This window comes from Maribacter sp. Asnod1-A12 (assembly GCF_045063735.1).
In the GTDB taxonomy this organism is placed as follows: Bacteria; Bacteroidota; Bacteroidia; order Flavobacteriales; family Flavobacteriaceae; genus Maribacter.
The window spans coordinates 2,038,253-2,060,247 of sequence record NZ_JBEFNZ010000006.1 but is presented as its reverse complement, the minus strand read 5'-3'; the positions used below and the strand labels follow the sequence as shown (position 1 = coordinate 2,060,247).

Here is a 21,995-nt window from a genome sequence, read left to right as displayed (position 1 = left end):
ATTTTAAAGTTGACATCTTATGAATACCCCGTGGGCTTATCACTAATAGACCTACTACCTATAATTCTATATTCAATAACTGACCTGTAAGCTGCAGTAATTGAAGCTCTGCTAATTTTGCGTCGTACTTAGCCAAATTCTTATTGGTCTGGGCATTCAACAAATTGATTTGTGCCTGTCTAAATTCAATAGAGGTAATACTACCTAACTGAAATTGTTCTTGAGAACGTTCAAAATTGTTTTGATTGGTGTATACGTTCTGCTCTTGAATATGATAAATTTTCAATAAATTCTCGTACAATGCCATCGCATTTTGCATATCTCTACTTACCTCTATCTCTACTTGCTTACGCAATATGTCTTGATTCGCATAGGTGATTTTTGCATTCTTTACACCTACTGTTGTACTACCACCATCAAAAAGATTCCAAGTAAGGCTTGCCCCTAATGATATACTATTCGCTATCGAATTTGTTCCAGGAAAAACAGCACCGGTCAAAAAAGCGGAAGGTGCATTTTGGTTTCTGTTCCAACCATAAGAACCAGTTAGGTCTAAAGTCGGTAGATAACCTGACTTACTTACTTTAATATCATAATCATTAATGCTTAAGTTCGACTCTGTCTGAAGCATTGCAACATTGTTTTTCATTGCCTGATCCATATATTCTACAATCTGAAACTTCGGCAAAAAAACAATTGTAGTATCAACTTGGTATTGATAACTTAAATCTTGGTTCAACACCACATTTAAATCACGTTTCGCGTTGGCCAATTGTTGTTCTGTATTCAATAGATTAATGCTGTCATTTGTCATATCAACTTGTGCATTCAAAATATCTAGCTTGGTATTTTGACCATATTCAAATGAGTATTCCGACCGTTGTATTCTATCTGTCGAAATCTCCAAAGCTTGCTTTTGCACATTTCTATTTTCGGTTAAACGAGCAATTTCAAAATATACACTAAACATTTGGATCATAGTGTTTTCGATAGTCTCACGCGCTTGCAAAGTGCTTAAATTGTACTGTTCTTTTAATCTCTGGTAGTTATAAAACCTACCTAGACCATCGAACAAAGTATAGTTTAGACTTAAGCTTGCGCTGTACTGTTGACTTTCTGCATCACTCAACTCAATATTACTCCTTACGCTACCATCCTCATTAAATTGCCCAGGAAATTCGGTAGTGGTATCATTGTTATTATATGTAGCACCAGCCGTACCAGTTAATGTAGGTAAATATCCTGAATTTAATATACTAGCATTATTATCAGCTATATCTACCTCATTTTTAGCAATCTCTATTCCGAAATTATTTTCTAAAGCGCGTACAATAGCTTCTTCTTTAGAAAGGGTTTTCTCTTGTGCAAAAATTACACAAACAGGGAGAAATACTAATAATGTAATTAATTTTAATCTACTCATTACAACTTATCTATATTCTTATGTGAATGTGAACCATCTTCAATAGCCGGTTGTGTATGACCTTCTAAATGGGCTGCTTCTTTCTTTTCTTTAATAGCTCTTTCTACTTCTTCTTTTGTAATCTTATGACCAGACGCAAACGATCTATTCTGTGCTTTTAGATTATTACTAAAAGATAAAAATAACGGCAACATAATCAACGTAAGTACTGTTGCTATAGCGATACCATACGCAATTGAAATAGCCATAGGTATTAAAAACTGCGCCTGTCTACTAGTTTCTAATAACAAAGGAGCCAAACCAGCAATAGTCGTTATCGAGGTTAAAAATATAGCTCTAAACCTAGATTTACCTGCTTCAAAAATAGCATTATCAAAAGTCATACCCTCTCTTAAGTTAGAATTGAACTTACCTATAAGCACTAGCCCATCGTTAACCATAATACCTATCAATGCAATAATACCTAAGATAGAAAGTACGTTTATAGGGAAATCATGAATCCAATGCCCCCATGCGACCGCAGTAAAACTAAATGGTACCAAAAGCAATAACATTAATGGCTGACTGAAACTTCTAAACGTAAAAGCAATAGTGATATATATTAAAAGTATCACTGTAAAACCTACTAATTTCAATGAACCCGTTAGTTTCTCAAGCTCCCTATTCTGACCTTCATACGATGCACTAACCGTTGGATACTTTGATTGTATTTCTGGCATGTGCACATTTTGAATCTCAGTCATGATTTCTGTGGGACTATCCTTAACATCTTTCATATCGGCAGATACTTGAATCTCTCGTCTACCTTCTAAACGATTTATAGCTACATCTCCACGTTCAATGATATAGTCGGCAACCTCACTTAATGGAACACGGTCGCCTGCTGGTGTAACAATACGCATATCATCTAAATTGGATATGGAAGATCGCTCTTCTCTATCATACCGAACCCAAACCCTAATCTCATCTTGTGACCTCTGAAAACGTTGTGCCTGTACACCAAAGAAACCTGCTCTAACTTGATCCATTAATGCTTGAAGATCTAAACCTAATAGATATGCATTCTCTTTTAATGTTAAGCGAATCTCCTTAATACCGGCAGGATCATTATCAGATATATCTTTCAGCCTGGTGTTTTTTGTAAGTATACTTTTCAGCTCAACTTTGGCTGCTTTTAGCTGTTCTATATTATTACCCAATAGTGATACCGAAACCGGCGAACCACCGAAGTTACCACCAGAACCATAAATTAAACTTTCAACGCCCAAAACCGGACCAACAAGTTCTTCTAACCTTCTTGTCACCAAATCTGCAGAAATTTCATTTGGTCGCTCTTCACCTGGCAAAAGATTAATGGTCAATACTGCTGATGATGAACCAGGACCTAACTTTTTAATCAGATTTTCAAAAACCTCTATATCTTCTCCAGGTAAATATTTCTCAGTCAACTCTTGATTAACAATCCTAGCTTTTTCCTCAATTAAGGAAATAATAGAATCGGTTATTTTTTCATTGGTACCGTTAGGCATCTCTAACTCAACACCAACACGATCACTCGCAACTCTTGGAAAGAATGCAGTTCTTATAATACCGCCACCAACAGAGCCTAAAGTCAAAATAAAACTAGCCGCAATTACAGAGAATACAAATATTTTGTATTTCATTGAAAAACGCAATACCGGTGTATACAGGTAATCACGCATCCAAACCATTAACCTATCTCCAAACTCATTGATAACCCTGAGCTTCGCAAATGCATTTGCGAATCCGCTTTTAGGTTTATTATCTATGGGCTGTAAGGCTTTGGAATGTGCCAAGTGAGCAGGCAATATAACCAATGCCTCTACTAAGGACACTACCAATGTTAAAATTACAATAACCGAAACCTCGCCAAAGAACTCTCCAATTCTACTATCTAAAAATAGGAATATAGAAAATGCCAATATCGTAGTTATAATAGCAGATATAATAGGAGGCAATACCTCCATAGTACCATCTACGGCTGCTTGTACCGGCGATTTACCTTTTTCGTAGTGCTGGTAGATATTCTCGGCAATTACAATACCATCATCTACTAAAATGCCAATAACGATAATCATACCGAACAATGATAGTACATTGATAGTAACATCAAAGAACCCGGCAAAAACGAACATTCCTAAAAATGCTACAGGTAGACCAAAGGCAACCCAAAATGCCAGTCTTGTATTCAAGAACAGTGATAAGAAAATCAACACCAATACCATACCCATAATGGCATTTTCAGTCAATAATTGTGTTCTTTGATTAAGAGTAATAGACTGATCGGATACAACATCTAATTTAATGTTGTTATATTTTTCATTGAACTCTCCAATAAATTCATTTACCTTATCTGCAGCCGCTATTAAATCTTCATTATTGGTACTCGTAATAGTAGTGCTTACAGATAAATTGCCATTGAAATAAGTTGCGTTTGGTGTTTCTGCAAATCGATCCCTAACAATTGCTACGTCCTTTAAACGAATTACGTTACCAGATTGGTCTGCACGAACTACAAGATTACCAAGTTCGCTACCATAATATGAACGATTATTTGCACGTATTAAATATTCTTCTGCGTCTGTCTTAATATTACCACCGGTTACAAGAATATTTGCATTACCTACTGCACTGGCTACTTCTGAAAAGGATAAGCCATATGCCAAAAGATCGTTCTCATTAACCGCTATTTCAATTTCTTCATCTGGGAAACCCGAAATCTCAATTTGAGAAATACCTTCCATTGCTCTTAGATCATTCTCTATCTCTCTACCAACACTTTTTAAGGTTGCTAGCGGTATGTTCTCCCCACTTATGGCAAATGATATGGTTTGACGAACGGTTTCCAGAATAGAAACAATCAAAGGTTCCATACCGGTAGGAAAAGTAGGTACTCTATCTACCGCATTTTTTACCTCTAAGAGCATGAAATCGATATTCTCACCCTTTTCGATTTCTACATTAATAGTACCACTATTTTCTCGAGAAGTTGACGTTACTCGATCTACACCTTCTAGTCCTTTTAGGTTATCTTCTATCTTTAGTACAATACCTTCTTCTACCTCTTGTGGCGAAGCACCAGGATAAGTTATTGTTATGGCAATATTCTTAGAATCCGTTAACGGAAAATAAGAAGATTTTAATGCTTTAGCCCCTACAATACCAAATAAGCCAAAAGATATTACTACGACATTAACGGCAACATGATACCGAATAAAATATTCTATCAGTTTACGCATTATTCTTCTGTGTTTTCTGGTTGTTCAGCATAAATTTTAACGGCCATACCTGAATAAGCTCCACTTATGGGCTTTGAAACTATAGTTAAGCCATTTGGCACATTCTTTAGTACTACACGCTTATCAGAAAAATATACAGGATCTACATCAATGATATCCAATATCGAATCTCTTACGACAAATATCTTATTACCCTCTAATAATAAACCTCTATCTACTTCAATAGCGTTTTCTTCCTTTTTAGCATCTAAATCTGCCTCTAAGTACATACCTTCTCTTAAATTATCGCCTTGTACCTCTATATAAGCATTTACCGTTTGGGTCGCTTGATCGATACTACCATTGATCCTGGTTACCTTACCCTTATACTTGCTATTATCATCTAAATTGGTCAACTCTACAGACTCACCTACTTTTAAAAGATCCGTATATCTTTTACTAATAGCAACTTCTAACTCATACACTTCTGTATTTATAAATTCACCAAGTTTTTGCCCAGACCTTACTAAAGTGCCTTCAGTAACCAAAGTTTCTGTAAGCACCCCTGAGAAAGGTGCCGATATACGATACTTAGAAAGTCTTTGTTCTAAATTCTTAACATTATAGTAGCTGGTCAATATACCTCTACCAGATATAAAAAACTTTTCTTTCTCTGTTGCCATTTCTGGAAGCGGTGGAGTGGTTTTCGACATATCAAAATTAGAAAGGTAACTTTGCCACTTCGCGTATATATCTGGATAATCTAATCTCAAATCTGGCATTACCGAAGTTAATTGGTTAAACAGATTACTTTTCGCAGATTGGACGCTTGCCGCATATTCATCTGCATCTATACTTATAATTGTTTCTCCTTGACGAAAAGCTTGTCCTTCTTTAAACAACTTGCTACCTTTTTTAAAAAGACCCTGCACTTCGGCATATAATTCAACTCGTTGCTTAGCAGTTAAATTTCCATTAGCCGAAACAACAATTGGCACTGTACCATTTTGTACTATCTCGGTAAAAACTGTTTTAACAACTTTTACAGATTTCGGTTTAAAAGTTTTCTTACTATCAATAATATACCCTGCAAGAACAAAGGATACAGCAATTAGTAATATACCTAGTACGGTAAAAATAATTTTTCGCATTTTATTTATAATTTATAAGCGTATTTTAAAAAACACAGGAACAAAAATACTTTTTATTACCCTTTAGAGATTATGGTAATTAAATGAAACGACTAAATTCAATTGTGAAACGACTTTGTCTCCACACCAGTTTAATTATCAATTATATTTAGCGCACGACCTTGCCAAAAAAACCTTAATTGTATCATCAAAATAGTCAGTTTATTATTATATCAAACTTTAAAAAAATAGTAAATGAGTAGCCCAACACTATACTGACTTTAACTCGAAGATTTTGAAAATCAATTCATCAACGGCAAAAATACCATACCGATATCATGCCCCATAATAGCTATAACAATCATCGAACATTTTTGAGTTTTAAATGTATCTTAATTTAAAAAAGGGATACTCTCGTATCCCTTTTTTAAATTTTAAATTCGTGGTTTAGTTTCGCTTTGTATCTTCAAATTTTGTATCTACAATTCTTGTTCTACTCGCTTCAGTAGTGCCAAATTTTAAATTCAAAAATTCATCATCGCTATCAAAAACCGCTAATTTACTACTTGGCATTCTCAATAAAGAATTCAATGATCTAAAATCATTGCCTTGTAATTGAACAAATTCTAGATTAGTTAACGAAGCCATACTACTTGGTAAATCGCCTTCAAATTGATTGTAAGATAAAATCAACTCCCTTAAATTCACTAAACGGCCTAAATCTACCTCTATAGAACCAGCCAACTTATTGCCGAACAATTCTAACTGCTCTAATTTCCCTAACTTCTCAATAGATTTTGGCAAACTACCTTCTAGGTAATTACTTGACAGATTTAAGGTTTTTAGATTAGACATCTCACCTATACCTTCTGGAATTGTTCCTTGAAACAAATTATTGAACATAGATAATTCTTCTAAGTGTTTCATTTGCGAATAATCTTTAGGTAGTGCACCTGTTAATTTATTCATCTCTAAACGCAATGAGGTCAATTCTTCTAATTGAAAGAAGTCATTAGGTAAATTACCTTCTAAAATATTAAATGCAAGATTTAAAGTTTTCAGATGGGATAGTTTGCTTACACCCATCGGAATTTTTCCTTTTAAGTTATTGCGGTATAACTTCAAGCCGGTTACATGACCATCTGCTATTTCTACACCATACCATGATGAAGGATCGGCTTGTAAATTCCACTTATTCTGCCACTTTTCACCACCCGTACTTTTATGCAAGTCAATTAAAAACTGTTTTTCATTGGTTGGTATTTGAGCATTTACCATTATACTACAAGTAAAGAAGAGTACTAAACTAAGATAATTAAAAAGGTTTTTCATATCGAAAAAATTGATTTTTGGGGGACTATTTACAACTACGATCTACCTGTCAACACTGTTAGAAATCAGTACTGACATAAAAAGTACTTTCATAATAACGTCTAAAAAATAAATTTATGATACATTACTGTTATTAAAGCACTTAAAACAAGAAAGAGATGCTGTTCAACATCTCTTTCTTTCACCAAACTAACTAAAAGTGTAAACTACTCTTACTCTTCTATATCTTCAAACTTCGTATCTGCCATTCTGGTCTTACTGAAGTTAAGGTCTTTAAATTCTAATTTTCTATCTTCTTTATCATAATCAAATACTAAATATTCTTTAGTCTCTAAAAATTCTAATGCTTTAAAAGAACTGAAATTATTATTTTGTATTTGAAAAACTTCTAAACTTGCTAAATCTGCGAACTCATTAGGAATTTCACCAATAAGCCTGTTATTTGCCAAAACCAACTCCTTCAATTTACTTAGTTTACCCATATCTCTTGGTATCGCACCCTCAAGTCTATTTTCAAATAGACCCAAAGTTTCTAATTGAGATAATTCTCCTAACGAACTTGGTATGTCTCCGTAAAATTCATTGCTTGAAAGATTTAATAATTTTAAACCTTTAAGGTTACCAACAGAGGTAGGTATTTTACCCGTGAAAAAGTTGTTGAAAGCTGAAAGCTCCTCTAATTGTATTAAACTACCAATGCCTTCTGGAAGATTACCATTTAACCTATTCATCTCTAATTTCAACACTCTTAAATTGGAAAGGTTTACAATTTCTGCCGGTAAAGAACCTGTTAGAGAATTGAATGCAAGGTTAAGTACTTTTAAATTTTCTAAATTTCCTATTTCTGAAGAAATTGATCCCATTAAATTGTTGTGGAATAAATTAATCTCTACAACTTTATCATCTTCTACTTTAATACCGTGCCATTGAGAAACCGGAGCTTTTAAATCCCATTTTTTTACCCAGTGATTACCGTTGGTAGATTCATAAAGGTCAAGTAAAGCTTTCTTCTCCTTTTTAGAGACTTCTGCTAAACAAACTGTGCTTAGAAATAATAGACTAAAACTTAAAAAATATAATTTTTTCATAATAAGGTGGTTTGGTAAATTCTATCAACTCAGAATTATCCTACAAATTTGAACTAATAACGCTAAAAACTGAAATTTTATCGTTGACTGACCTCTGTTTGTTGTGAAAGTATCAAAATATGTTGTGAAACCCTTATTATCATATGTAAGAAAATACTTCTTAATTCAACGATTCTATGTCTAATGTAAGGTTTTCCCAGTTCTGCATAAGTGTCTCTAGTTTCTTCTTTTTTGCTTCATAACCATCAAAAAAGTTGGGCTTGGCTATAGTAGCGTCATAGTCTACCAGAAGATTATGATCTATGTCTTTAATTTCTTTTTCGAGGTTACTTATTTTACTTTCTACTGAACTCAATTGATTTTTGAGACTCTTTAATTTTTTCTGATCCTGAAAAGAATTCGAAACTTTAGGTTTTGCCTTTTCGACAACTACTGCTTGTTTTTTCTCTATTGCCCTAAAATTTTCTACTTTACGTTGTTCTAGGTAGTAATCTACATCGCCCAAATACTCCCTAATCTTTTGATCTTTAAACTCATATACTTTATTGGTCAAACCCTGTAAAAAATCTCTATCGTGAGAAACCAATATCAATGTACCTTCAAAATTTAAGCACGCTTGTTTTAGTACATTCTTAGATTTAATATCTAAGTGGTTGGTTGGTTCATCCATTACCAAAACATTAAAAGGCTGCAATAACATTTTAGCCAGTGCTAAACGGTTACGCTCACCACCAGACAAAACTTTTACGTATTTATCTACTTCATCTCCCCTAAACAAAAAAGAGCCTAGAATATCTCGCACTTTACTTCTATTCTTTTCATTTGCAGCATCTATCATGGTATCTAAAATAGTCTTATTACCATCTAGATATTCTGCCTGGTTTTGAGCAAAATATCCTATTTGCACATTATGCCCAAGTTTTAAATGTCCGTCATGCTTAAGATCGCCTACAATAATCTTCGCCAATGTAGATTTACCTTGACCATTTTGACCGACGAAGGCTGTCTTACTATTTCTTTCAATAAGTAGATTGATATTATTCAATACCAAATTATCACCATAAGCTTTTGAAAGCTCTTCTATTTCGACTACCACTTTACCTGGTGTAATAGAAATAGGAAAACGAAGACTCATTACACTATTATCATCTTCATCTACCTCTATACGCTCAATCTTATCTAATTTCTTAATTAAAGATTGTGCCATTGATGCTTTGGTCGACTTCGCCCTAAACTTTTCTATTAATCGCTCTGCTTGCTGAATTTCTTTTTCCTGGTTCTTTTGAGCGTTAACCTGCTGTTGCTTTATTTCATTTCTTAATACCAAGTATTCGGTATACGGCTTATTATAATCATAAATACGGCCTAGTGAGATTTCAATAGTTCTGTTGGTAACATTATCTAAGAACATTTTATCATGAGATACTATGACCACAGCACCCGTATAATTATTTAAAAATTGCTCGAACCAAATGATAGATTCAATATCTAAATGATTGGTTGGTTCATCGAGTAGCAAGACGTCATTAGTTTGCAATAATAATTTGGCAAGCTCAATACGCATACGCCAACCACCTGAAAAAGTTTCGGTCTTTTTATCAAAATCTTCTCTTCTAAAGCCTAAACCTTGTAGAATTTTTTCTGTTTCTCCCTGATAATTATACCCTCCTAATATTTCATAATGTTGGGTTATATCACTTAAGTCAACAATTAACTGGCTATACGAATCTGACTCATAATCGGTACGTTCTGCCAATTGATGGTTGATTTCATCTAATTTAAGCTCTAATGCCTTAATTTCTTCAAATGCTTGATATGCCTCTTCTAAAACTGACCGCCCTTCTACGAAGTCGATATCCTGTCTAAGAAAACCAATCTTTATATCTTTTTCAATCGCTATAACACCGGTATCTAAGGCCATGTCCTTATTAAGTAACTTTAATAAGGTTGATTTACCAGCGCCGTTTTTACCAACTAGTCCTGCTCTATTACCTGCATTTAGGCGAAATGAAATTTCTTCAAATAAATATTCTCCTCCAAAAGAGACCGATAGGTTGTGAACGTTTAACATAAATTTTAATTCTTCTTATGGTTACTTAAAAATGTCATTTTAAACCTGATAATTTTTAAGCTAATTTTATCTTTGTAACCTTAGATTTCTAACACGAAAAATGTCTTAAAATCGTACCTTAGTATAAAGTTTTGCAAATGTTAAAAAAAGGAAACAAACTCTACAGTATTTTAACAGGAAGTTGCCCCAGATGCCATGAAGAAAGTATGTATTTGGACAAAAATCCATATCATTTGGGCAAAATCTATGAAATGCATGAGAGATGCAGTAATTGCAATCTCAAATATAAAATAGAACCTTCTTTCTTTTATGGAGCAATGTATGTTAGTTATGGGGTAGGTATAGCCTTCGCCGTGGCGGCATTTGTTATTGCCAATCTTTTTCTGGGTGCCAGTTTACTAGAAGCGTTTATTGCAATTATTGCGACACTGGTTATATTCATGCCGGTAATTATGCGTGTATCTCGAAATATTTGGATCAATATGTTCGTGAAATACGATCGTAACACGAAAACAAACTTCAAGAATTCTTCATTCTAAGTAAATCGAGTTATATCCATTTCTTTCAATAGTGATACATTAAATTCAATATAATCATATAATGATCTTGCCGCCCAAGGCGCAATTGTTATACCATGAGAACCAAAACCGTTCAATAACCACAAATTATTATATTTTGGGTGTCTACCCACCAAAGGCCTTCTATCTTTAACCGTAGGTCGCACCCCTGCTTCGTGACCAACTATCTCATAATTACAGGTTAAAAGGCTATCTAGTTTAACAACAAGCTCATTTTTAGCCTCTACTGTCGTTCTATTGTCTTTTTGACCTCTATTATATGTAGCCCCTACTTTATATAAATCATTGCCAAGTGGAATTAAAAATATTGACGACTTTATAATATTTGCCTCATTCAAACCTTTTGATTTAATTATAATATACTCTCCTTTAGAACCTTGCATCGGCAAGTATTTAAAATAAGGATTCTGCATCATACCATAACCCTCTGTAAAAACAACGTTTTTAGCTTTAATATCTTTGTAGGTCACAAAATCTTCTTCAACTTGAAGCTGACCATAATCAAACGTTTCTTTATACAATTTGTTCTCTTGCTCTAACCAGTTTGCATAGCTATTGAAAAGTAACTTGGTATCTAACTTACCTGTTTCTAATACTTTTCCGAATTGAAAAGGAATTTTGAGTCCGGCATTGTCATTATTTATCAATTTTATATCTAAATACGGTCTGAGCCTGTCTTTATCGGCTGCTTCAAACCACAAATTTTGCTCTTCTATTGACGCAAATTTGCGTAGCACACTGATTTTTTGATCAAACGTAACATTTAAAAATTGTTCTAATTCGGTATAAAACTTTACAGCTAAAGGTAATTGCTCATCTGCCCTCCAAGAAAGGGTAAATCGTTTTAAAATAACAGGATTATATAAGCCACCAGCAACACGAGAAGAGGTTTGCGTTCGATCATTAAAAACAACGAAAGTCTTATTGTTTTTCCGCAAGTTTTCGCAAAATGCAGTACCCGCCAAACCTAACCCTACCACTATAAAATCTACCATAGCACAAATGTAATGACAATTGCATAAAACATGATATAAAACAAAAGACCCAATCTTTCGATTGGGTCTTTTTTATGTGAATTGGATTTTCAGTAAGCTCTTAGTAAGCCCACATGTCTTGTTCCTTATCTCTAATTGTTTCTTTAATTCGTTTAGCTTCCAATAATTGGAACAAAGCATTGTCAGAAATATAGTCGTCTACTTTTCTATCGCCTTGTACGTTATCTTCTTTATAAATAACGGCATCGAATCTTCTAGCATTCAACAGCATGTCAAAAGAGATAGGCTGTGCAGAATTTTGTTGGTTGAAAACTTTTGCCTCATGTAACATTGCACGAGCATCTGGATACCATACCCAGAAAAGTTCTACCATATCTGGATTTTCATCATCCATAAAGTTTACATCTGGAGCAACTGGAGCAATACCTAAAAGACGGTATTTCAACTCTCCTTGTCTCTTATCAAAATACCAGATTCCTTTAATATGATACTCTTCAATATCAGCTGCAGAAATAGTTCTACGTGTAATATATTCTTCAGAAACAGTTTCACCTGCATTCATTTGCTCATACCCATAATCTAAGGTATCAACCATTTGCAATGCATCTTTTAAATCTCCAAAAGTTCTTTTTTGTGTAAAATAAGAATCTGTATAAGTATCTAATTTTCCACTTTTTAAATTTTTAACCAGTACATGGTATAAAGACCTTCTATCTGGCCCGATATCCATAGTATCCGTTGGGTAATACAATGGGAAATTAACTCTTTCATCTAAATCAATGGTTTCCCATAAGGTTTTAGACCAAAGGATATCCCTATCATCTACGTACCCGTATTCTAACGGAGCATCATTATCTACAGCTTTTTGAGCTTCTGTACGAACACCAACCTCATCTGGTTTTTTTGCATTCAATACGTTTGCTTGGGCCATCATCGATAAAGGTAACATCGTTACCACTCCCATTACTAAAACATTTTTCCAATTCATGTTTGCTTCACTTTAAAATTAACCGGGCAAGACCAATGGGCTTACCCGGTATCATTCTATTTATTTAGTTTGTAATCTCCACAACTACTGGAGACACTTTCTTCAACTTGTAACTCTTGTTATTTGTGATATAAGCTTCAATATCGAATATTTGTACGATATCTCCTCTTTTAGCACGACCTAAAGCTTGTTTAGCCTTAGCATTCATTTTGTTTCCTCTAACAGAAACTGTTGGCTGACCTGGTACTTTGAATTTGAAACCGCTTACCGCAAGGTTTAAATCAAAATCGAAGTCTTCTAAACCAGCACCGATAGTAGCAATTTCAACATTCCTTTTTGGAAGCTTAAGACTACCTGTTTGCTTACTTACACTACCTTCTGGTCTTGGAATATCTTTAATTCTAAACTCTAATGAAGAACCTACAGGCTCACCATCTGGCAATGTACCAGAAGCTTTTATAGTAACCGTTCTACCTGTACCAGGAGTCATTACATATTTGCTACCGCCTACAGATTTCAAACCTGGCGCAGATGCATTTACTTTATTATTGGCAATACCTGGTATAGAGATAGACATTGGGTTAGCAACACCTCTATAAACAACATTCATTTTATCAGCAGCTATTAAAGCACCACCTGGCTTAGAAATTGTTGCGAATGAATTTTTAACCTCAACAGGAATCTCTTCACCGTCTTGCTTAAAATAGATAGTACCTTTTACTTCATGATCACCGGCAGAACCAGAACCAATCAACATTTTAACACCACCAGCTTCTAATTTGTAATCAGAACCTTCAGATAATTTTCTACCATCTAAAGTCAACTCTGCTCTTACCGGAGTAGAAGAGTTATCAGTTTTACTGATAATAATCTTACCATCGTACTTCTCACCTGCATAGTATGCAGATTTTGTAGCTGAAAGAGATGTTGCGAAGTTCTTTAAAGAAACTTGTTCTGTTAACTCACCTGCTAACATAGATTTCAAAGCTGCTTCTTCAGTTATCTTAACATCAGCTTGTAACTGAGTTAATTTTGCCAAAGATGCTACTAAAGGATACCCTTCGTAGTGATAATTGATCCAATCTTGTTTAGTACCGTCTCTTTTTTCAACTTTACCGTTTTCATCTCCTGTTTGGAAACGATCGATAACAGATTGCTTTAAAGCAGTTGGTACTATTGCAGCAACTTGATCTCTATAACCTGTTAGGTTACTCATGAATTTTTTACCGTCTTCCGATAAAGTTTCACCTTGGAATAATTTCTGATCTAAATAATCAGCCATATCCATACGAGCATAATCTTTAGGATCTTCGATCCCTTCCATCATACCTGATTTAAGTCCTTCTAAGTAATCATAATACTCTTGAGACATTGCTTTGATCTGCTGAGCATTCTTATATAACTTATCGTACTTTGCAGCATCTTCAGATGCTTTAGTTCCAAGACTTTCCAAGAACGCATCGTTACTTGCTGTTGTCTTTTGATTCGAAGTCTCTAGCTTTTCATTCATTATACCGAATGCAGCCAATACTTCTTTACTCATGTTTAACGCCAACATTGCGATGAAGATCAAATACATTAAGTTGACCATCTTCTGACGTGGTGATTGTTTTCCTCCTGCCATGGATTTTAGTTTAGATTTTTATTAATAATTGATTCGGGTTGGTAAAAATCCAAATTAGTTTTTGCTCATTGCAGATAACATACCACCATATACACCATTCAATGAAGAAAGGTTTGTAGACAAAGATGCCATTTGATCTTTAAGTGCACTTGCATTTTGAACAACTTCTTCATTAACTGAAGCTTGCTTGCTAGCGCTTTCTAATTGTACTTTATAAAGACTGTTCAAAGACTCCATTTGAGAAGCAGCCTGAACCATTTCACTAGAATATTTCTTAGTAGATTCCATTGCGTCAACTGTTGGAGCGATACCTTTGGCAGCACCTTCAAAGTTTTTAATGCTTGAACCTAAGCTTTCCATAAGACTTGCATCTACACCAGCTTCTTTCAATAAATCATCTAATTTCTTAGATAAAGATGCTTCAGCTTCTTTTACTTCTGTTGCAGCTTGTGCTTTTTTAGGTGCTTTGCTTTCACCACCAGCTAATTCTGGGTATACTAATGCCCAATCTAAATCGTCATCTACTGGTTCGAATGCACTGATCGCGAAAATTAATGCTTCTGTAATAAGACCTATCGCTAGAAGAATACCACCATTTAATGGACCTAACTCCCAGTGAAGAATTTTAAATAATGCACCAATAATTACAACTGATGCCCCTAGCCCGTAGGCCATGTTAAATAATTTTTTTGTGGATTTTGACTGTGCCATGTTTTAATTTAATTTAAGGTTTAATAAAAAAGATTTGGTTAAAAATGAATTTGAATTTATTATAAAACTATTAATGTTATTATTTATTGTGTGGAATCTTCCTCACCCATATAATCTTGTACTGTTCTGAAACCGATGTAACTACGTGCTGAATCTGCGTATTCGTAATCTCTTGTACTTACTTGTAAGAAGTATGCAACATCTTTCCAAGAACCACCTCTAATCACTTTTCTTGTATTAGATTGATCGCCTCCGTTAGGGTTCATAGTTGATACATAATCGTATGCACTTGGATCATAACTTGAATTTGTCCACTCAGAAACGTTACCGGCCATGTTGTACATATTAAAGTCATTAGGCTCGTAAGATTTTGCTTCCACTGTATATAAAGCAGCATCTGCAGCATAATCTCCTCGTTGCGGCTTAAAGTTTGCCATAAAACAACCAGTATCACTGATTACATATGGTCCACCCCATGGGTACGTACCACCTTCGATACCACCTCTTGCAGCATATTCCCACTCAGCTTCCGTTGGTAATCTAAATTGATTTACAAACTGTCTACCTCTGCTTTTGTTATCGTCATTCTTAAACTTAGTTCTCCAGTTACAGAATGCCTTTGCTTGTTGCCAGCTGATACCTACTACTGGGTATTCGCTATATGCATCATGCCAGAAATAATCGTTGTGCATTGGTTCGTTATAAGAATAAGAGAAGTCTCTGATCCAAACCGTTGTATCTGGGTATATCTCAACTTCTTCTGTGCGGATAAAATCTTTACGACTTTGGTTTCCTTTTACAGAAGCACGAGCAGCTGCCTCAATATCCATCCAGCTATACTTATACTTTAAACTTTTAACATCAATGGTACGTTGACCATTATAAGACTCTTCTTCCGATAGGTAGATAGAATCCATAATTTCGGTATAATATTCATCTGGATAATCAGATGTGTTCCAAACTAAGTCTTCATCTTTGCTTAACGCTCTACCCTCGTAGCCCGTTTCACCCATACCTGAATAGTTGTCCAACATATACTTATCGTATACAGACGCTCTTGTAGTATCTGCATCTTTAAAAGCATAGTCGCCGATACCGCCTTCTTCTGGGCCGATACCTAACTCATCAGCTAAAATGGCTAATTTGGTTCTAACTATAGAATCCTTTACCCATTCTACAAACTGACGATACTCACTATTCGTGATTTCGGTATCATCCATGTAAAAAGAACGTACCGTAACTGTCTTAGTAGGTGCATTCAATAATTTTCCTTGGTCTTCTTCACTCTTACCCATGATAAAAGAACCCCTTGGGATAAGTTCCATTCCATATGGTTTTTCTGGATACCATTTTTTTCCCTGGACTCCAGTTAGCTCACCTTTCTGCTTAGACCCACAACTTGTGAGTAAAAAAACAAACGCTATAGAGGATAACAATAGCTTCTTCATACTTTAGGTTAAATTTCGATTATGGTTTAAACTCAGAATACAATGATTTATTCTAACAACTAAAACTAGGTTTTATATAAAATATTGTATTAAAGTCTTTTTATGCTTTAAAAAAAATAATGTTAATTAAAGCCTTTCTTATAGGCCTTAAACCACCTTTCAGGAATTTGTTGATTACATGCATCTAAATAATCCTTCTCAGTGCAAGGTAATAACGCAGGTGTATGGCCTTTAGTATGTGAGGTAAAAATAGATGGGACTTCTGTCCACCATCTTTCTGTTAATAAACTTTTGTAGAATACCAATTCTTCATCTTCGCTCGGTACATTGTACTTAACAAAGTCATCTGTTTTGGTATAAGGAGATTCTTTGATTCTAAAATTGATACCTTCTATAAAGTACCATATTATCTGCGCTATCAGCTGTTGCGACTGTACGGTGTTCTCCATTTCATATAAACCGAATACCGATACTTTATCACTGATACCGGCATATCTAGAAATAGCACAGATTTCTCTTCCATTAAATCCGTTCGGAGAAAAATTAGCAGATAAAGAAATTTCACTTGCCTTGACCGACCGTAGGTCTAAACTCACCATATGTGCATTTCGTAGTACCGGTTCTGCCAAAGAAATATCATTTGCAACCTCTCCAAGCCTATAGGCATCAAAAAATAAACGCTCCATTAAATCTATTTCTTCTTGGGCATTAAAATAACTCTGATAGCCAATATTTGAAAAGTTAAAGAGATTATTTGGCTTATCTGTAATTATTTTACTCATATAGGAATGTGATGAAATAAGCTCATCTTCAATTCCGAAATCAAATCTACTGTCTATTGCAACAAGATTGATCATATCTCTAATACCATCAAAAGCTCTATATGCGGGATAAGTAATATCTTGCGTTGCTCCTAAAATTATCGGAATAACATGTTCTTCTAACAAACCGGCCACAACTTCTTTTACAACAAAATAAGTGTCGTTTACAGTAGCCCCTTCTTCAATATCACCCAAATCTACAATTGTGGCATTCCAGTTTCCTATAAGAAGTTTATAGAATTGTAACCGTATAGCAGAGACATCTAATTTCTCGTGTTTCTTTTCGTATGCATTTCTAGATTCTCTAACCCCTATAATCGCTACTGTGGCATTAGCCAGTACAGGCAATCCATCTTTTTCAGTATGTATGTGGGTGTTTTTACCAATGGATTGACTAGGCAGTAACTCATTATGGGCTAAAACTTTATCCGATACTGGAACTAGAAAATCAAAGGCCATTTATTAAAGGTTTTTAGAAATCATAAAAATACTATACTAATCTTTTGACCTAAAATTAAATTACTTTTTTGTTTTAGGTTTAGCTTTTGCCTTTTTCTTTGGAGCTTTTTTCTTTGGAGTCTTCGCCTCAATCAACTTTTTGGCTTCTTCTAAAGACATCTTAACAACATCGACAGTTTTTGCCAACTCCACCTTGATCTTGCCTTTTATAACATTATGACGGCCCCATCTCGCTTTTTCTATACGGATGCCTTCTTCTTCCCAGTTATGAATAACCTTATCGATCTCTTTTTGTTTTTTGATTTCGATTAGCTCTATAATGTCATCATTAGATAAGTTATCAAAATCGTACTTTTTGTTTACGTTAATAAACATACCGTTCCATTTAATGAACGGTCCAAACCTACCTGTACCTTTTGTAACTTCTAGATCTTCGTACATAGCAATTGGCGCATCGGCCTTCTGCTTAGCAACAATAAGTTCTATTGCTCTATCCATCTCTATTTCAAAAGCACTCTCGCCTTTATCCATAGAAATAAATTTCTCGCCAAATTTCACATAAGGTCCAAATCTACCTACGTTAGCCAATACTTCTTCCCCTTCATAAACCCCTAATTTCCTAGGAAGTTTAAAAAGATCCATTGCCTCTTCATATGAAATGGTGTTCAAAGATTGCTCTGGTAATAAACTTGCAAATGTTGGCTTCTCTTCATCATCAACAGTACCAATTTGTACCATTGGTCCAAACCTTCCTAAACGTACAGATACTTGTTTTCCACTTTTTGGGTCTTTACCCAATATTCTTTCTCCGCTGGCACGGTCTGCATTTTCTTCTACATCTACTACATTAGGATGAAAATCCTTGTAGAAATCTTTCATCATTTTCTTCCAATCCTCATCACCAGAAGCTATCTCATCAAAATCTTCTTCAACTTGAGCGGTAAAATTATAATCTAAAATATTGGCAAAATTACTCACCAAGAAATCGGTAACGATCATACCAATATCCGTAGGCACCATTTTACCCTTATCAGAACCAACATTTTCAGTAAGGTTCTTTGTTTCTATACTATCTGAAGCCAATATCAATTGTTGATACTTACGCTCACTACCTTCAATAGTACCTTTTTCAACATAACCTCTATTAAGAATAGTAGATATTGTTGGCGCATATGTAGACGGTCTACCAATACCCAACTCTTCTAACTTCTTAACCAAAGATGCTTCCGTAAATCTATATGGTGCTCTTGTAAAACGTTCCGTCGCTGAAATAAAGTTGTTCAACAAACGCTCACCTTGCTTCATTGCCGGCAGCATACCTTCTTGTTCTTCAGCAACATCTTCATCATCTACACCTTCCATGTAAACTTTTAAGAAACCATCAAACTTAATTACTTCACCATTAGCTGTGAACTCTTCTGTATGTTTGTTGGCCTTTATTCTAACATTGGTACGTTCCAATTTCGCATCGCTCATTTGAGATGCAACGGTACGTTTCCATATTAAATCATATAATTTAGATTGATCACGCTCCAACGAAGGAGATTGATTCCCCATATCCGTAGGTCTAATGGCTTCGTGTGCTTCTTGAGCTCCTTTAGACTTCCCTTTAAAGTTTCTTGTTTCGCTATACTCTTTACCGTAGTTTTTTTCAATAGCTTCTTTGGCAGATGCTAATGCTTCGTTAGAAAGATTAACACTATCTGTTCTCATGTAGGTTATTAAACCCGCTTCATACAAACGTTGTGCTACCTGCATGGTTCTACCTACAGAAAAATACAATTTTCTTGATGCTTCTTGTTGTAAAGTAGAAGTGGTAAACGGCGCAGATGGCGATTTCTTAGCCGGTTTTTTATCTAATTTGCTTACTGAAAAATCAGCTGCTTTGTTTTTCTCTAAAAATGCCTTTGCATCTTCTTCGGTAGCGAACGTTTTGTTCAGTTTTGCCGAAAACACACTACCTGCTTCGGTTTGAAACTCTGCTGCAATCTTAAACGATGCTTGTGGCTCAAAGCCTTCAATATCTCTTTCTCGCTCAACGATTAACCTTACGGCTACTGACTGAACACGACCGGCTGAAAGACCCGGCTTAATTTTTTTCCAAAGTACAGGTGATAGTTGATAACCAACCAAACGGTCTAATACTCGTCTAGCCTGTTGTGCATTTACAAGATTGAAATTGATTTCCCTTGGATTCTCAATCGCTTTTTGAATAGCTGCTTTTGTAACTGAGTTAAAAACAATACGTTTTGTCTTCTTCTTGTCTAAACCTAGCTCTTCTGCTAAGTGCCAAGAAATAGCCTCTCCCTCGCGATCCTCATCACTCGCGAGCCATATAGTTTCTGCTTTATCCGCCAGACTCTTAAGCTTTTTCACTAAAGCTTGCTTATCTTTATCAACGATATATTTCGGTGTAAAATCGCCTTCAACATCTACTCCCAACTCCTTTGAAGGTAAATCTGCAATGTGACCAAAGCTCGATTCTACCTTATAATCTTTTCCCAAAAACTTCTCTATAGTTTTGGCCTTTGCAGGAGACTCAACAATTACTAAATTTTTCGCCATCAACCTTGTTTATACTTACAAATGTATACTAAAAATTAAACTTTGGAATTTCAAGAATTTATTTTTCCCCATATTTCAACAGAGTTTAGCCTATTAAATCATGAAATTAATGCTTATTCTAGCCGCTATATCACAAGACATAAACTAATTAGGGGCTCAAATAAAAAAAGGGAAGCTAAACTAGCTTCCCTTTTTTTAACCTAATAATAATTTTACAATTGAAATGTACTTAACAATCTAATATCATTATCTACATATTCATATTGATATAATGTTTGATCACCGATCATTAACAAGGAAGAGACCAATGGTATTACATCGTAAGCTACAATATCTTCAAAAGTATTTATCAAAGTAACATTTGGTGCATCTGTTTTATCATAGACTTTTAAGCCCGAATCTCCGTCGCACACAAAAAGGGTATTTTCTTTAATACCTAATCCGTTAGGACCATCCATAGGATAAATCACTTTTAATTCAGGATTTGCAAGATTAGATATATCAACTACATAAAGACCACTTTCCGTACTACCATAGAAATTACCTCCTTTTAAAGTCACATACGCATAATCACCATCAACAACGACAGGATCACAAGCCGTACCATGTCTAAATTCTGAGATGAATTCTGGTTTTTCAGGATTCTCTATCCCATAAATATACATGCCTTGAGACCCTCCTATAAATAAAATATCTCCTTGACTGTAAATAGTTTCAATATCCCAGGCAACTTGTACATCATCCAACACTTGTACATTTTCAACATCTGTTATGTCGAAAATATTGATGTCGCTATAATCGACAACATAAAGATAATCTCCAATAATTTTAAATCGTGCTAAAGAACCACCTTGACCTGTACTTGGCTGCGGACTATCATTAGAACTTTCAAGAGTATCTACCACACAACCATCACAATTATACCTAGATTCATACTCCTCTACCGGTCTTCTTTCGGTCACAACTTCCCAGCCTATTACAATATCCCTATCATAATCAATATCGCCGTATTCATAAAAATCTGCTTGTGGATACGCTATATCCGTAGCCCAAACACCATTATTATAGATAGCATTTACAATACGGCTATCTACTGTAATATTATTAATATCCGAAATATCAAAAATGACCAAGTCGCCATAACTATCGGCATATATCTTATCATCTTTAATAGAAATATCATTATTACCTTCTAGCTTGATAAATGCAATGCTTTCTGGTGATGAAGGATTTTGATTATCGATTACATGAAAACCCTTATTCACATCATTGACAAAAATATAATTACCATAGGCATATATTTTACCTGATGATACAATTGGTACCGGCTCAGTAACCGAAACAGCTTCTGCCTTAAAAGTAATTGCATCTTGCAAAATGGGTCTTGCCACTTGGTAATCCTCATAAGGTCCATCATCATCACAAGAAACAAATGCAGATAAAGCTATGGCACAAACAAGAAAAAGAAAATTCTTCATGGTCTATAAATTAACTGGTTGCAACAATAAGATGAAGAAACCTGT

The 21,995-nt window shown here is 34.8% G+C and carries 15 protein-coding genes; 1 reads left to right on the top strand and 14 read right to left on the bottom strand.

The features are described from left to right. Positions 1–58 precede the first annotated feature (58 nt). From ACJJVP_RS08755 to ACJJVP_RS08730, 6 genes are all read right to left on the bottom strand, one after another. Positions 59–1,423, bottom strand: a complete 1,365-nt coding sequence (locus ACJJVP_RS08755; RefSeq protein ID WP_405412807.1) for a TolC family protein — start codon at positions 1,421–1,423, stop codon at positions 59–61. After that, positions 1,423–4,683 carry an efflux RND transporter permease subunit gene (locus tag ACJJVP_RS08750; protein ID WP_405412805.1) on the bottom strand — a complete coding sequence of 1,087 codons (3,261 nt, stop codon included), beginning with the start codon at positions 4,681–4,683 and terminating at the stop codon, positions 1,423–1,425. The genes ACJJVP_RS08755 and ACJJVP_RS08750 overlap by 1 nt, the downstream gene beginning before the upstream one ends. After that, a complete protein-coding gene (locus ACJJVP_RS08745) occupies positions 4,683–5,813 on the bottom strand; it encodes an efflux RND transporter periplasmic adaptor subunit (protein WP_405412803.1) in 1,131 nt (376 codons plus the stop codon). The genes ACJJVP_RS08750 and ACJJVP_RS08745 overlap by 1 nt, the downstream gene beginning before the upstream one ends. Positions 5,814–6,239: 426 nt before the next feature. Continuing rightward, on the bottom strand, positions 6,240–7,124 hold the full coding sequence (locus ACJJVP_RS08740; protein WP_405412801.1) for a hypothetical protein: 885 nt from the start codon (positions 7,122–7,124) through the stop codon (positions 6,240–6,242). 212 nt (positions 7,125–7,336) lie between these two features. Beyond that, on the bottom strand, positions 7,337–8,212 hold the full coding sequence (locus tag ACJJVP_RS08735) for a hypothetical protein (protein ID WP_405412799.1): 876 nt from the start codon (positions 8,210–8,212) through the stop codon (positions 7,337–7,339). Positions 8,213–8,372: 160 nt separating this feature from the next. Then, entirely contained in the window at positions 8,373–10,283 is a 1,911-nt protein-coding gene (locus ACJJVP_RS08730; RefSeq protein ID WP_405412797.1) for an ATP-binding cassette domain-containing protein, read from the bottom strand. Between the two features lie 137 nt (positions 10,284–10,420). Here ACJJVP_RS08730 and ACJJVP_RS08725 point away from each other — a divergent pair, with 137 nt between their 5' ends. Continuing rightward, a complete protein-coding gene (locus tag ACJJVP_RS08725) occupies positions 10,421–10,822 on the top strand; it encodes a DUF983 domain-containing protein (protein ID WP_405412794.1) in 402 nt (133 codons plus the stop codon). Here ACJJVP_RS08725 and ACJJVP_RS08720 read toward each other — a convergent pair. The 8 genes from ACJJVP_RS08720 to ACJJVP_RS08685 all read right to left on the bottom strand — a co-directional run bounded on the left by ACJJVP_RS08720 (position 10,819) and on the right by ACJJVP_RS08685 (position 21,950). Beyond that, positions 10,819–11,856, bottom strand: a complete 1,038-nt coding sequence (locus ACJJVP_RS08720) for an NAD(P)/FAD-dependent oxidoreductase (protein ID WP_405412792.1) — start codon at positions 11,854–11,856, stop codon at positions 10,819–10,821. The two genes, ACJJVP_RS08725 and ACJJVP_RS08720, sit on opposite strands and share 4 nt — an antisense overlap. A gap of 100 nt (positions 11,857–11,956) precedes the next feature. Continuing rightward, a complete protein-coding gene (gene gldN / locus ACJJVP_RS08715) occupies positions 11,957–12,844 on the bottom strand; it encodes a gliding motility protein GldN (protein ID WP_405412790.1) in 888 nt (295 codons plus the stop codon). A gap of 64 nt (positions 12,845–12,908) precedes the next feature. Continuing rightward, positions 12,909–14,468 carry a gliding motility protein GldM gene (gldM, locus tag ACJJVP_RS08710; RefSeq protein WP_405412787.1) on the bottom strand — a complete coding sequence of 520 codons (1,560 nt, stop codon included), beginning with the start codon at positions 14,466–14,468 and terminating at the stop codon, positions 12,909–12,911. Positions 14,469–14,522: 54 nt separating this feature from the next. Next, positions 14,523–15,179 carry a gliding motility protein GldL gene (gene gldL / locus ACJJVP_RS08705; RefSeq protein ID WP_036156763.1) on the bottom strand — a complete coding sequence of 219 codons (657 nt, stop codon included), beginning with the start codon at positions 15,177–15,179 and terminating at the stop codon, positions 14,523–14,525. A gap of 83 nt (positions 15,180–15,262) precedes the next feature. Further along, positions 15,263–16,627 carry a gliding motility lipoprotein GldK gene (gene gldK / locus ACJJVP_RS08700; RefSeq protein WP_405412785.1) on the bottom strand — a complete coding sequence of 455 codons (1,365 nt, stop codon included), beginning with the start codon at positions 16,625–16,627 and terminating at the stop codon, positions 15,263–15,265. Between the two features lie 122 nt (positions 16,628–16,749). After that, entirely contained in the window at positions 16,750–17,907 is a 1,158-nt protein-coding gene (locus tag ACJJVP_RS08695) for a formimidoylglutamase (RefSeq protein WP_405412783.1), read from the bottom strand. 60 nt (positions 17,908–17,967) lie between these two features. Then, the gene (gene topA / locus ACJJVP_RS08690; RefSeq protein ID WP_405412781.1) at positions 17,968–20,472 is read right to left on the bottom strand and encodes a type I DNA topoisomerase; all 2,505 of its coding nucleotides are present in this window, start codon (positions 20,470–20,472) and stop codon (positions 17,968–17,970) included. Positions 20,473–20,684: 212 nt separating this feature from the next. Then, positions 20,685–21,950 carry an LVIVD repeat-containing protein gene (locus tag ACJJVP_RS08685; RefSeq protein ID WP_405412779.1) on the bottom strand — a complete coding sequence of 422 codons (1,266 nt, stop codon included), beginning with the start codon at positions 21,948–21,950 and terminating at the stop codon, positions 20,685–20,687. Positions 21,951–21,995: the final 45 nt, after the last annotated feature.

What these genes read in the sequence shown, in the direction of transcription:
- ACJJVP_RS08755 (WP_405412807.1), bottom strand. Translation starts at nt 1,423, where the DNA reads ATGAGTAGATTAAAATTAATTACATTATTAGTATTTCTCCCTGTTTGT.
- gldM (WP_405412787.1), bottom strand. Translation starts at nt 14,468, where the DNA reads ATGGCAGGAGGAAAACAATCACCACGTCAGAAGATGGTCAACTTAATG.
- ACJJVP_RS08730 (WP_405412797.1), bottom strand. Translation starts at nt 10,283, where the DNA reads ATGTTAAACGTTCACAACCTATCGGTCTCTTTTGGAGGAGAATATTTA.
- ACJJVP_RS08720 (WP_405412792.1), bottom strand. Translation starts at nt 11,856, where the DNA reads ATGGTAGATTTTATAGTGGTAGGGTTAGGTTTGGCGGGTACTGCATTT.
- ACJJVP_RS08745 (WP_405412803.1), bottom strand. Translation starts at nt 5,813, where the DNA reads ATGCGAAAAATTATTTTTACCGTACTAGGTATATTACTAATTGCTGTA.
- topA (WP_405412781.1), bottom strand. Translation starts at nt 20,472, where the DNA reads ATGGCGAAAAATTTAGTAATTGTTGAGTCTCCTGCAAAGGCCAAAACT.
- gldL (WP_036156763.1), bottom strand. Translation starts at nt 15,179, where the DNA reads ATGGCACAGTCAAAATCCACAAAAAAATTATTTAACATGGCCTACGGG.
- ACJJVP_RS08735 (WP_405412799.1), bottom strand. Translation starts at nt 8,212, where the DNA reads ATGAAAAAATTATATTTTTTAAGTTTTAGTCTATTATTTCTAAGCACA.
- ACJJVP_RS08685 (WP_405412779.1), bottom strand. Translation starts at nt 21,950, where the DNA reads ATGAAGAATTTTCTTTTTCTTGTTTGTGCCATAGCTTTATCTGCATTT.
- gldN (WP_405412790.1), bottom strand. Translation starts at nt 12,844, where the DNA reads ATGAATTGGAAAAATGTTTTAGTAATGGGAGTGGTAACGATGTTACCT.
- ACJJVP_RS08750 (WP_405412805.1), bottom strand. Translation starts at nt 4,683, where the DNA reads ATGCGTAAACTGATAGAATATTTTATTCGGTATCATGTTGCCGTTAAT.
- ACJJVP_RS08725 (WP_405412794.1), top strand. Translation starts at nt 10,421, where the DNA reads ATGTTAAAAAAAGGAAACAAACTCTACAGTATTTTAACAGGAAGTTGC.
- ACJJVP_RS08695 (WP_405412783.1), bottom strand. Translation starts at nt 17,907, where the DNA reads ATGGCCTTTGATTTTCTAGTTCCAGTATCGGATAAAGTTTTAGCCCAT.
- gldK (WP_405412785.1), bottom strand. Translation starts at nt 16,627, where the DNA reads ATGAAGAAGCTATTGTTATCCTCTATAGCGTTTGTTTTTTTACTCACA.
- ACJJVP_RS08740 (WP_405412801.1), bottom strand. Translation starts at nt 7,124, where the DNA reads ATGAAAAACCTTTTTAATTATCTTAGTTTAGTACTCTTCTTTACTTGT.